This is a genomic window from Pseudomonas fluorescens (assembly GCF_012974785.1).
GTDB classification, from domain to species: Bacteria; Pseudomonadota; Gammaproteobacteria; order Pseudomonadales; family Pseudomonadaceae; genus Aquipseudomonas; species Aquipseudomonas fluorescens_BT.
Genome location: NZ_CP027561.1, coordinates 3,323,394 through 3,335,900 on the forward strand (window position 1 = coordinate 3,323,394; position 12,507 = coordinate 3,335,900).

Below are 12,507 nucleotides of genomic sequence, written 5' to 3' on the forward strand. Positions count from 1 at the left end.
TAGGGTTTTCCTCCGATCATTCACTTGACGATCCAATCGCTTCTGGTGTTTCCTGAAACCGGTTTCAGATACAGATAATCTGACCTGACAAATCCAATAACAAGGTTTCAGACCGTGAACGATTTCTCCGCCGCCCAGCGCAGCCGCGTCACCATGCTCGACGTCGCCGAACACGCTGGCGTGTCCAAGGCCAGCGTCTCGCGCTTTATCGGCGATGACCGCGCCCTGCTCTCCGATGCCATTGCCCAGCGCATCGAGCAGGCGATTGCCGAACTCGGCTACCGTCCCAATCAAATGGCCCGAGGCCTGAAACGCGGGCGCACCCGCCTGATCGGCATGCTGGTGGCCGATATTCGCAACCCCTATTCGATTGCCGTGATGCACGGCGTGGAAACCGCCTGCCGCCGGCACGGTTACAGCCTGGTGGTGTGCAACACCGATCGCGATGACGAGCAGGAACGCCAGCATCTGGCGCTGTTGCGCTCGTACAACATCGAAGGGCTGATCGTGAACACCTTGGGCCACCACCGGGATGAACTGGATGAGCTGAAGCGGGAAATGCCGCTGGTGCTGGTGGATCGCAAGGTCGATGGGCTCGACAGCGACATGGCCGGGCTGAATAACCCGCAAGCCATCGAGATGGCGCTCGAACATCTTCAGCAACGCGGCTATCGCGATGTACTGCTGGTGACTGAACCCTATGACGGCACCAGCTCGCGGGTCGAGCGGGTCAGCGGTTTTCAGCAGCAGATTGGCCAGCGCGAGGACATCCGTGGCGCTGTACTGGAAACCGGCCCGAGTCTTGCCAAAGACCTTCAAACCTTTTTAAACACACCTGATTCGGGCCCTAAAGCCCTGTTCTGCGCCAATGGCGTGGCGGCGCTGGCTTGCACCCTGGCCTTGCGCGAGATCGGCTGCCGCTTGTTCGAGGATGTCGGGCTGATCGCGCTGGATGATCTGGATTGGTATCCATTGGTGGGCAGCGGGATTACGGCCCTCGCCCAGCCAACCGCCGAGATTGGGGCACAGGCATTTGAATGCTTGCTCAAGCGCTTGCGTGGGGATGATGAAGCGGCGCGGACGCTGGATTTTGCACCGTTGCTCATTGAGCGCGGTTCGACCCGTGGATTTTGTGGTGACTGACATGGCCTCTTCGCGGGCAAGCCCGCGAAGGGACCCGAAAGAGCAATGCACAACTTGATGATTTTTTTTGAACAAAAATGAAACCGGTTTCAGAGGTAGATAACAATGAATAAACCCGCCGTTTCCATCAGCCTTTCCAGCTACGGCGCCGACCTTGTGCGCCGCCGTGGTCAAGGCTCTTTCATCGAGGTGTTGGCCGCTGCCGGTGCCCATCGCATCGAATGGCGCGAAGAACTGCTGACCATCGAAGTCCCCGAACAACTCGCCGCCGCCACACAAGCCGAAGGCCTGCAAAGTATCTATTCCTCGCCCACCGAACTGTGGCTGGCCGGCCAGTCGCGGCCCAATCCCGAACTCATCACTGCACTGCAAAACGCTGAAGCGTTCGGATCGAAGTGGCTGAAGGTTTCCCTTGGTTTCTTCACCGACAACAACGATCTGCAGGCGCTGGGGCAAATCCTCGCGCAGAGCCCGGTGCAACTGCTGGTGGAGAACGATCAGACCTTGCACGGCGGTCGCATCGAACCGTTCCAGCGCTTTTTCGCCGCCGTCGAGCAACACAACTTGCCAATCAAGATGACCTTCGACATCGGCAACTGGCAGTGGCAGGACCAGTCCGCCACCAGTGCCGCTCGACTGCTGGGCCGCCACGTCGGTTACGTGCATTGCAAAGCCGTGGCCCGCCGCGCCGACGGCAAACTGGTAGCGGTTCCGCCGGCCGCCACCGACCTGCATCTGTGGGAACAACTGCTGCGGCACATGGCCCAAGGGGTCATGCGCGCCGCCGAATACCCGTTGCAGGGCGACGACCTGGTGCAATTGACCACCGAACACGTTGCCGCCCTCGCCTGCCTCGGCCAATCCCGCCTGGAGCCTGCTCATGTCTGAGATCGATATTCTGTCGTTCGGCGAAACCATGGCCATGTTTGTTGCCGAACAGAGCGGTGATCTGGCATTCGTCGATCAGTTCCACAGGCGGATTGCCGGGGCGGACAGCAATGTGGCCATCGGTTTGTCCCGGTTGGGTTTCAACGTTGCGTGGCTGAGCCGTGTCGGTGCCGATTCCCTGGGACGATTTGTCGTCGAAACCCTGGCCCGCGAAGGTCTGGATTGCAGCCATGTCGAAGTGGACAACGCGCACCCGACCGGTTTCCAGCTCAAGTCGCGCAACGATGACGGCAGCGATCCGACGGTCGAGTACTTCCGTCGCGGCTCGGCGGCCAGTCATCTGTCATCGAAGTCGATCACCCCGACGCTGCTGGGCGCGCGACATCTGCACGCCACCGGCATTCCGCCAGCGCTGTCGGCGTCGGCCCGGGAAATGTCCCATGAACTGATGACCCGCATGCGCAACACCGGGCGCAGCGTGTCATTCGACCCGAACCTGCGCCCGAGCCTGTGGGCCAGCGAACGGGAGATGATCACCGAAATCAACCGCCTCGCCGCCCTCGCCCATTGGGTGTTGCCGGGGCTGAGCGAAGGTCGCTTGCTCACCGGGTTTGAAGATCCGGCGGACATCGCCGCGTTTTATCTGGATCAGGGTGCCGAAGCCGTGGCGATCAAACTCGGGCCGCAGGGTGCGTATTACCGCACGCACCTGGATCAGGGGTTTGTTGCCGGTGTGCCGGTCGAAACCGTGGTCGATACGGTCGGTGCCGGAGATGGATTTGCGGTGGGGATGATCAGTGCCCTGCTGGAGCACCAGAGCTTTCCCGAAGCCGTCAGACGCGCCAACTGGATTGGCAGCCGGGCGGTGCAGAGCCGTGGCGACATGGAGGGTTTGCCGACCCGATCCGAACTTTCGGCTGAACTGGAGGCCGTCAATCGCGAGCAGGCTCGCTCCCACACTGGATCGGGTTCCAACTCAGCCCCCTTGTGGGAGCGAGCCTGCTCGCGATAGGGCCAGTACAAACAACCGATTAATTGAACCTGCTGCGACAAAAACAACAAGCTCAGGAGCAAGACCATGAAAACCGTAACCCTCGCCACCCGCCGCTGGTGGTACATCATGCCGATCGTGTTCATCACCTACAGCCTGGCTTACCTGGACCGCGCCAACTACGGATTCGCTGCCGCCTCCGGGATGGCCGCCGACCTGATGATCACGCCGGGCCTGTCCTCGCTGCTCGGCGCGCTGTTTTTCCTCGGTTACTTTTTCTTCCAGGTGCCCGGCGCGATCTACGCGCAGAAGCACAGCGTCAAGAAGCTGATCTTCGTCAGCCTGATCCTCTGGGGCGGGCTCGCCACGCTGACCGGCGTGGTTTCCAACGCCTATTGGCTGATCGTCATCCGTTTCATGCTCGGCGTGGTCGAAGCGGCGGTGATGCCGGCGATGCTGGTCTATCTCTGTCACTGGTTCACCCGTGCCGAACGCTCCCGGGCCAACACCTTCCTGATCCTCGGCAACCCGGTGACGATGCTGTGGATGTCGGTGGTGTCGGGGTATCTGGTGCAGCATTTCAGCTGGCGCTGGATGTTCATCATCGAAGGTTTGCCGGCGGTGCTCTGGGCGTTTATCTGGTGGAAGCTGGCCGATGATCGTCCGGCTCAGGCCAAGTGGCTCAGCGACCGGGAAAAGCACGATCTGCAAAGCGCTCTCGCCGCCGAACAGGTCGGGATCAAAGCAGTTAAGAACTACGCTGAAGCTTTCCGCTCGCCGAAGGTGATCATTCTGGCGCTGCAGTTTTTCTGCTGGAGCATTGGCGTCTACGGCTTCGTGTTGTGGCTGCCGTCGATTCTCAAGGCCGGCGCGCAAATGGACATGATCGAGGCCGGCTGGCTCTCGGCCCTGCCGTATCTGGCGGCGGTGATCGGGATGCTGCTGGTGTCCTGGGGCTCGGACAAACTGCAAAAGCGCAAACGTTTCGTCTGGCCGCCGCTGCTGATTGCCTCGGTGGCGTTCTACGGTTCGTATGCCTTGGGTGCCGAGCATTTCTGGTGGTCGTACACGCTGCTGGTGATTGCCGGCGCCTGCATGTACGCGCCTTACGGGCCGTTCTTCGCGATCGTGCCGGAAATCCTGCCGGCCAACGTTGCTGGCGGCGCCATGGCACTCATCAACAGCATGGGCGCCCTCGGTTCGTTCGGTGGTTCGTATCTGGTCGGTTACCTCAACAGCTCCACCGGTTCGCCCGGCGCTTCGTACCTGCTGATGAGCGGCGCACTGATGCTCTCGGTGGTGCTGACGATTTTTCTCAAGCCCGGCGCGAGCGACCGGGTGACGGCCAAGCGCGTCGCACCGCGTCCGCAGCCGGCCCATTCCTGAATTGATAGAGAGATGACTGCGATGAAAAAGCAGGTTGTGCTGTACAAAAAACTGTCGGCGGCGCTGATGGCGCGCCTTGAGGAACAGGTCGACGTGACGCTGATCGACAGCCTCGACGCCGACGGCCTGATGAAACTGCGTGACGCCCTGCCCGGCGCCCACGGATTGCTCGGCGCGAGCCTGAAACTGGATGCGGCATTGCTTGATCTGGCACCGCAGCTCGAAGCGATTTCCAGCGTCTCGGTGGGCGTCGACAACTACGACATCGACTACCTGACCCGACGCAGAATTCTGCTGACCAACACCCCGGATGTGCTCACCGAAACCACTGCCGACACCGGTTTCGCGCTGATCCTGGCCACCGCCCGGCGAGTGGTGGAACTGGCGAACATGGTGCGCGGCGGTCACTGGCACCGCAGCATCGGCCCGGCGCATTTCGGCACCGATGTGCACGGCAAGACCCTGGGCATCATCGGTATGGGGCGGATTGGCGAGGCGTTGGCGCAGCGTGGACATTTCGGGTTCGGGATGCCGGTGATCTATCACAGCCAGTCGCGCAAACCGGCGGTCGAGGCACGCTTCAACGCGCAGTACCGCAGCCTTGAAGACTTGCTGCAGCAGGCGGATTTCATCTGTCTGACGTTGCCGCTGACGGCGCAGACTGAAGGTTTGATTGGCGCCGAACAGTTTGCGTTGATGCGCCCGGAAAGCATCTTCATCAACATTTCCCGAGGCAAGGTAGTAGACGAGACGGCCATGATCGATACCTTGCGCCATAACCGGATTCGCGCGGCGGGGCTGGATGTGTTCGAGCGCGAGCCGTTGAATCATGACTCGCCGTTGTTGCAACTGAATAATGTGGTGGCAACGCCGCACATGGGTTCGGCGACCCATGAAACGCGCGAAGCGATGGCGCGGTGTGCGGTGGAGAATCTGTTGGCGGCGTTAACTGGGAAGAAGCCGGTGAATCTGGTGAACTCATCAGCTTGGCAGAGCTGAAACTTTCAGCGCTTGTACCGGCCCTTCGCGAGCAGGCTCGCTCCCACAGGTCTTGTGTACACCGCAGTACACTGTGGGAGCGAGCCTGCTCGCGAAGGGGCCATTAAAGACAACACAGAACCTTCAGGCGCTGCGCACTTGCAAAAGCTGCGCAGCGCACAGCGCAATCCGCGAACACGCATCCGCCAGCTTCACCCGATCCACCACCAGCCCGATGCGAATATGCCCCGCCGCACTGGGCCCGAACGCTTCACCGGCCAGCACCGAAACCCCATACCCCTCCAGCAATCGTTCTGCAAAATCCTGCGCCCCGATCCCGGTCTGGCGCACATCGACCATCACAAACATCCCGCCATCCGGCTTGATCGGGTACAACCCCGGACAGCCGCGCAACCGCTCGCACACCAGATCCCGACGCAACCGGTATTCCTCGCGCATCAGCGTCACTTCCGGCAGGTCTGTCTCCAGCGCTACCTGCGCCGCTTTCTGCACGAAATCCGGCAGACCGAACAGCATGCTCAACGACAGATTCACCAAATGCTCGGCCAACGGTTTTGGCCCGATCATCCAGCCGATCCGCCAACCGGTCATCGCGTGGGACTTTGACAGGCTGTTGACGGTCGCGGTGCGCTCGGCCATGCCCGGCAGGCTCGCCGGGCTGACGTGCTCACCTTCGTATAACAATTCGCTGTAAACCTCGTCACTGATCAGCCACAAGTCATGACGAATGCACAGCGCCGCAAGCGCCTGCCAGATCAGCAACGACAGACTGGCGCCGGAAGGATTGTTGGGGCTGTTGAGCAACATGGCCCGAGTCTTCGGAGTGATCCGCGCCGCGACATCCACCGGGTCGACGCGAAAACCGTTCTCAGGGCGAACCGGAACAGGCACCACGGTTGCGCCACAGGCACCGAATACACCTTCATAAGTCACATACATCGGTTCGGCGACGATCACTTCATCGCCCGGATCAAGCAGGCATTGCGCCACCGAATACACCGCGCATTGTGCGCCGGGCAACACGATCACATGCTCGGCATCGACATCCTGGCCGCTGTTGCGTCGATGGCGCTCAGCGATCAACGTGCGCAGCTCCCGCCGGCCGCGCACTTCGGAATAATGCGTATCGCCCGCCAACAGGCTGTCGATGGCGCCGTGGATGATCGGCAGCGGCGTGTCGAAATCCGGATCACCCACCGACAGCAGCAACACATCGACCCCTTCGGCGCGCAGTTCCAGCGCTCGGTCGTGAATCCGCCAGGCCGCTGCTCCCTCCCCGGCGATTCGTTGGGTCAAGGCTGAATAGCGCATGTACGTCTCCTGATTGCGCGGTCTCCAGCCTACACCCTAGGTCAAATCACAAACCGCGCCACCATCGCATTCAAATCCACCGCCAGGCGCGACAGTTCGTGGGTCGCGGCGCTGGTCTGGTTGGCCCCGGCGGCCGATTGCGTGGCCAGGTCGCGGATGTTGACCAGGTTGCGGTCGACCTCGCGGGACACCTGCGCCTGCTCTTCCGAAGCGCTGGCGATGACCAGGTTGCGCTCGTTGATCTGGTGAATCGATTGGGTGATCTGCTCCAGTGCAACGCCGGCGGCGCGAGCCATTTCCAGAGTGGTCTGGGTGCGTTGGTTGCTCTGCTGCATCGACTCGACCGCTTCGCCGGTGCCGTTCTGGATGCCGGCGACCATTTTTTCGATTTCCTGGGTCGATTGCGCGGTGCGATGGGCCAGGGCGCGAACCTCGTCCGCTACCACGGCGAAACCACGCCCGGCTTCACCGGCACGGGCCGCTTCGATGGCAGCGTTGAGTGCCAGCAGGTTGGTCTGTTCGGCGATGGCGCGGATCACGTCCAGCACCTTGCCGATGTCGCGACCCTGAGCGGCCAGGCCTTCGATCATCTGCGCGGTGTTTTGTACGTCGTGGGTCATGGTCTGGATCGCATCAACGGTTTTCACCACCTGATCGCGACCTTCGCGGGCGGCGTGGGTCGACTGGTTCGAGGCTTCGGAGGTCGACACCGCGTTGCGTGCCACCTCTTCCACCGCGGCGGTCATTTCGTTGACGGCGGTGGCGGCCTGTTCGATTTCGTTGTTCTGCTGTTGCAGGCCACGGGAGGCTTCTTCGGTCACGGCGTTGAGTTCTTCGGCGGCGGCGCCCAGTTGCGTGGCGGAGCCGGCAATCTGCTCGATGGTCTTGCGCAGGTTGGCCTGCATGGCAGACAGGGCCTCGAGCAGACGCGCCGGTTCGTCCTTGCCGTCGATTTCGATGACTTTGGTCAGGTTGCCGCCGGCGATGGTTTGTGCCGCAGCGACGGCGCGGTTCAGCGGGGTGACGATGCTGCGGGTCAGCAGCCAGGCCAGCAATACCGTGGCCACTGCTGCGATGACGGCCACGATGACGATGCCGGTAATGGCACCGTCGTAATGCTCACCGGCCTGAATAGAAGCGTCTTTAGCACCAGCGGCATTGATCGCAATGAGTTTGTTGAGCTGCTCTCCCATCTGGTCCGTGCCGTCCTTGATCTTCGTGTTGATCAGGGCGCGCATCTCTTCGAGCTTGTCCTGACGCGACAAATCCATCATTTGGTTCTGGGCTTGCAGATAGTTGTCCAGCGTCGTCGCGAAGGCCTGATATTGCGCACGCTCTTCACTCTCAGCGGGCAACGCGGCGTAAGCGGCCTGGGCGCTGCGCACTTTGTCCACCAGCACGCCGATGCGAGTCTGTGCTTCCTGCAGGCCTGCAGCTTCACGGTTGACCAGAACCCGGAACGATAGAATCCGCAGACGCAATACGTTCTCCGTCATCACACCAAGATAAGTGACGCTGGGCAACTGATTGGTCTGCATCTCGACGGAAGCCTGACGGATGATCGACATGCGGTTGACGGCGAACACGCCGAGCACGATCACCAGCAGGGCAATAAAGGCAAAACCGAGGAAGGCACGGGGCGCGATATTCAGATTACGCAAGGACATAGGAGGACTCTCGGATAGTTGAAACTACTAGCGTCCATGCCCTTTCACTGGCCCTTGTGCGGGCTTCAGTCCGGCGTCACTGTTTCAGGAAGTCTTGTGCGCGCCTGATCTCTGTATCGGCCAGGCTTGAGGGATTTTGCAGGTAAAGAGCAAATATTTTTCTAATTATTGCGAGTGTTTCGCTATTGAAACACCCGACGTTTTAGATGATGGGTGACAGGTCAGCCCGCAGTTGCCACACGCCATACGCGAGCAATGTCTGTGGCACGTTCGCGCAGCAGGCGTGGCGCCTCGGCGCAGGCTTGTTCCAGCGTCATCGGGCCGCTGGTGACGGCGAATGCTGCGTCGATACCGTGCTCGTAGAGTGCCTGATAACCCTCGCCCAGCGTGCCGGCAATGACAATCACCGGCACGCCGTGCTGCTTGGCGATCCGCGCGACGCCGAACGGGGTTTTGCCGCGCAGGGTCTGGGCATCGAAGCGTCCTTCGCCGGTGATGACCAGATGTGCGCCCTTCACGGCCTCGGCCAGTCCGACCAGTTCCGCGACGACTTCGACACCGGCCTGGAACCGTGCGCCGAGAAATGCCTTGGCAGCAAAGCCCAATCCACCCGCGGCACCGCTGCCCGGCTCATCGCGGACATCCTTGCCCAGCGCTTGCGCGCAGAGTTCGGCGAAGTGGCCGAGGGCCTGATCCAGTTGCTGCACTTGCGCAGGAGATGCGCCCTTCTGCGGACCGAAGATTGCCGAGGCGCCGTGAGGGCCACACAGCGGATTGTTGACGTCGGCGGCGATGTCAAAACGCACTTGCGCCAGACGCGGGTCGAATTCGCTCAAGTCCAGTCGTGCGAGTTGCGCCAGCGCCAGACCGCCCGGCACCAGCGATTGCCCTTGAGCATCCAGCAATTTCACGCCCAACGCCTGCATCGCGCCGGCGCCGCCGTCATTGGTGGCGCTGCCGCCGATGGCCAGAATGACCCGCTGTGCGCCGGCATCCAGCGCTGCACGGATCAGTTCACCGGTGCCGAACGTGCTGCTGATGCAGGCATCGCGCTGCCCCGGCGGCACCAGTTGCAAGCCGCTGGCCTCGGCCATTTCAATGATTGCGGTGTGGTTGTGCGGCAGCCAGCCCCACGCCGCATCGACCGCCGCGCCCAACGGGCCGCGCACGCGGGTACGGCGCAGTTCGCCTTCACACGCAGCGAGAATTGACTCCACCGTGCCTTCGCCACCGTCGGCCATCGGGCACTTGACCAGCGTCGCCTGCGGCCAGACCTGCGCCAGGCCCAGCGCAATGGCTTCTGCAACGCCTTGGGCACTCAGGCTGTCCTTGAACGAATCGGGGGCGATGACGATTTTCATGCGAATTCTCCAGTTCCAATGCCCCTCATGCTGCCAGTCGCCTCGCACGTTGACGCCTGTCCGCTGCACAAGTCGTGCAGGCGTTTATTGTTCATTTCGACAAATCGTCGGTCTGTGGCAGCAATTGCACACCCAGATACAACGCCAGCATCCCGTCCAGTTTCAACGGATCGACCCCGCTCAACTCGGCGATCCGCTCCATCCGGTAACGCAGGCTGTTGCGGTGAATCCCCAACGCATCGGCGCAGGCCTGACTCTGCCCGTCGTGATCGCACCAACTGCGCAGGGTCGCGAGCAACTGGCCGTTGCTGTCCTTGGCGATCACCTTGCGCAATGGTTTGAGCAATTCGTCCAGCGCATCATCGTTGCGATGGCGCCAGAGCATCACCGGCAGGCGATAGCGGTTGAGGGTCAGCAGTCGAGAATGCGGCAACACTTCGCGGCCATAGGCGAGCAGATCGCCGACCCGTCGATAGCAACGACGCAACCCGGCCAGCCCATCGGCCTGCCCGCCGACCGCAATGCGCAGGATGTTCCAGCCCAGGCCATCGAGCTTTTCCAGCAAGCGATCATGCTCGACGTTCTGACTCGCCGGCCGACACCACAGCAGCGACGACTTGGCCGAACTCACGCACCAACTGTCCGGATAGCGTGTCGTCAGCCAGGCACTCAGCGCCTCGACGGTTTGCCCCGGCCCGTGCTCCAGTCCTAGCTCAAACAGGTACGGCACCCGCGTCAGTTGCGGTTTGAGGCCCAGTTGCTGGGCCTCGTCGACCAGCCTTGGCGAATCCCCCGCCTCACTCAGCAGCAGCGCCAGCAAGTCATCGCAACGCTGCCGCCGCCATTGCTGCTCGGATTGCTGGTTGCGCTGGCCGACCAGCATTTCGGCGGTCATGCGCACCAGCTCGGCGTAAGTGCGCAGTTGCTCCGGTTCGCCGGTGATGCCGAGCACACCGATCAAGCGCTGATCGAGCAACAGCGGCAGATTGATCCCCGGCTGCACGCCTTTGAGATGCACCGCCGTCTGCGCGTCGATCTCCACCACTCGCCCGTTGGCCAGGACCAATTGCGCACCTTCGTGACGGGTGTTGATGCGCTCCGGCTCGCCGCTGCCGAGGATCAGTCCCTGGCTGTCCATGACGTTGACGTTGTACGGCAAAATGGCCATGGCCCGGTCGACGATGTCCTGGGCGAGGTCGTGATCGAGTTCGAACATAAAGGCTGAAATCCTTGAAAACAGGCGCGGACGGTTGTTCACCCGCACAGGGTCTGCCGGCAAACCCTGTGCTCAGGCACAAAGACAATCCGGCCAAAGGTGACCGAGACTCTCAGGGCGATCAACGTTACCCTTTGCATCGCAAAAAATCATAATAAAGAGAGAGCCGCCATGTCGCAGAGCGCCGCTGCCGCCCAGACCATCGCTGACGATAAAAATGCCGTCTACAAACGCATCACCCTGCGTTTGATCCCCTTCATCTTCATCTGCTACCTGTTCAACTACCTCGACCGGGTCAACGTTGGATTTGCCAAACTGCAGATGCTCGACGCGCTGAAATTCAGCGAAACCGTGTACGGCCTCGGTGCCGGTATCTTCTTCATCGGCTACGTGCTGTGCGGCGTACCGAGCAACCTCGCGCTGACCAAGTTCGGCCCACGGCGCTGGATCGCGCTGATGATGATCACCTGGGGCACGCTGTCGACTTGCCTGCTGTTTGTCACCACACCGACCCAGTTCTACACCCTGCGCCTGTTCACCGGCGCGGCTGAAGCCGGGTTCTTCCCGGGCGTTGTGCTCTATCTCTCGCAGTGGTTCCCGACCTTCCGCCGTGGCCGGATCATGGCGTTGTTCATGTCGGCGATCCCGGTGTCCGGCCTGCTGGGCAGCCCGTTTTCCGGCTGGATCCTCAATCACTTCGCTGCGGGCCAGGGCGGTTTGGCCGGTTGGCAGTGGATGTTCCTGCTGCAAGGTATTCCGACTGTGATCCTCGGCGCACTCGCCTACTTCCTGCTCAGCGACAACTTCGCCAACGCCAAGTGGCTGACCCCGCATGAGCGTTCGGTACTGGAAGCCGATCAGGCGGAAGACCTGGCGAACAAACCTAAAACCACTTCCGACTCGCTGATCGCCGTGTTCAAGAACCCAGCCATCTGGGCCTTCGGCCTGATCTACTTCTGCATTCAGAGCGGCGTGTACGCGATCAACTTCTGGCTGCCGTCGATCATCAAGAACCTCGGTTTCAGCGACAACCTGGTGATTGGCTGGTTGAGTGCGATTCCGTATCTACTGGCGGCGGTGTTCATGCTGGTGGTGGGTCGTTCGGCGGACTTGCGTAAAGAGCGTCGCTGGCATTTGGTGGTGCCAATGTTGATGGGGGCGATTGGTCTGCTGATCGCGGTGAACTTCGCGGCGAATCCGGCGATTGCGATTCTCGGTCTGACCATTGCGACCATGGGCGCGTTGACCGGTCTGCCGATGTTCTGGCCCGTGCCGACGGCGATGCTGAGTGCAGGCGCTGCGGCGGGTGGGTTGGCGTTGATCAATTCGATGGGGCAGATGGCGGGGTTCCTGAGCCCTTACCTCGTGGGTTGGGTCAAGGACAGCACCGGGTCGACGGATGCGGCGTTGTACCTGCTGGCGGGTGTGATTGTTGGCGGGAGCCTGCTGGCGTTGCGGATGACGCGGACGTTGCGGGCCTGATTATTGGCAGGTACACAAAAACGGCCCGATTCGGGCCGTTTTTTATTGTTGCTCGTTGATCGG

Annotated in this window: 10 protein-coding genes; 6 read left to right on the plus strand and 4 right to left on the minus strand. The window is 61.5% G+C overall.

The features are described 5' to 3' along the window. The first annotated feature begins 114 nt into the window (after positions 1-114). The 5 genes from C6Y56_RS14780 (at position 115) to C6Y56_RS14800 (ending at position 5,407) form a co-directional block, all read left to right on the plus strand. Positions 115-1,143 carry a LacI family DNA-binding transcriptional regulator gene (locus C6Y56_RS14780; RefSeq protein ID WP_169430520.1) on the plus strand — a complete coding sequence of 343 codons (1,029 nt, stop codon included), beginning with the start codon at positions 115-117 and terminating at the stop codon, positions 1,141-1,143. Positions 1,144-1,248: 105 nt separating this feature from the next. Then, positions 1,249-2,031: a sugar phosphate isomerase/epimerase family protein gene (locus C6Y56_RS14785; protein WP_169430521.1), complete on the plus strand. Its 783-nt coding sequence runs from the start codon at positions 1,249-1,251 to the stop codon at positions 2,029-2,031. Then, entirely contained in the window at positions 2,024-3,043 is a 1,020-nt protein-coding gene (locus C6Y56_RS14790; protein ID WP_169430522.1) for a sugar kinase, read from the plus strand. The genes C6Y56_RS14785 and C6Y56_RS14790 overlap by 8 nt, the downstream gene beginning before the upstream one ends. Positions 3,044-3,109: 66 nt before the next feature. Continuing rightward, complete coding sequence (locus tag C6Y56_RS14795) at positions 3,110-4,408, plus strand: MFS transporter (protein ID WP_169430523.1); 1,299 nt, start codon at positions 3,110-3,112, stop codon at positions 4,406-4,408. A 21-nt stretch (positions 4,409-4,429) separates the two neighbouring features. Next, positions 4,430-5,407: a 2-hydroxyacid dehydrogenase gene (locus tag C6Y56_RS14800; protein ID WP_169430524.1), complete on the plus strand. Its 978-nt coding sequence runs from the start codon at positions 4,430-4,432 to the stop codon at positions 5,405-5,407. A gap of 123 nt (positions 5,408-5,530) precedes the next feature. On the opposite strand, the gene C6Y56_RS14805 is transcribed toward C6Y56_RS14800, so the two are convergent. The 4 genes from C6Y56_RS14805 to C6Y56_RS14820 form a co-directional block, all read right to left on the minus strand. Next, a complete protein-coding gene (locus C6Y56_RS14805) occupies positions 5,531-6,718 on the minus strand; it encodes a pyridoxal phosphate-dependent aminotransferase (RefSeq protein ID WP_169430525.1) in 1,188 nt (395 codons plus the stop codon). Between the two features lie 41 nt (positions 6,719-6,759). Beyond that, the gene (locus C6Y56_RS14810; RefSeq protein WP_169430526.1) at positions 6,760-8,385 is read right to left on the minus strand and encodes a methyl-accepting chemotaxis protein; all 1,626 of its coding nucleotides are present in this window, start codon (positions 8,383-8,385) and stop codon (positions 6,760-6,762) included. 221 nt (positions 8,386-8,606) lie between these two features. After that, a complete protein-coding gene (locus C6Y56_RS14815) occupies positions 8,607-9,746 on the minus strand; it encodes a glycerate kinase (protein WP_169430527.1) in 1,140 nt (379 codons plus the stop codon). A gap of 91 nt (positions 9,747-9,837) precedes the next feature. Further along, a complete protein-coding gene (locus C6Y56_RS14820; RefSeq protein WP_169430528.1) occupies positions 9,838-10,962 on the minus strand; it encodes a sugar diacid recognition domain-containing protein in 1,125 nt (374 codons plus the stop codon). Positions 10,963-11,133: 171 nt separating this feature from the next. Here C6Y56_RS14820 and C6Y56_RS14825 point away from each other — a divergent pair, with 171 nt between their 5' ends. Further along, the gene (locus C6Y56_RS14825; protein WP_169430529.1) at positions 11,134-12,444 is read left to right on the plus strand and encodes an MFS transporter; all 1,311 of its coding nucleotides are present in this window, start codon (positions 11,134-11,136) and stop codon (positions 12,442-12,444) included. The last annotated feature ends 63 nt before the right edge of the window (positions 12,445-12,507 follow it).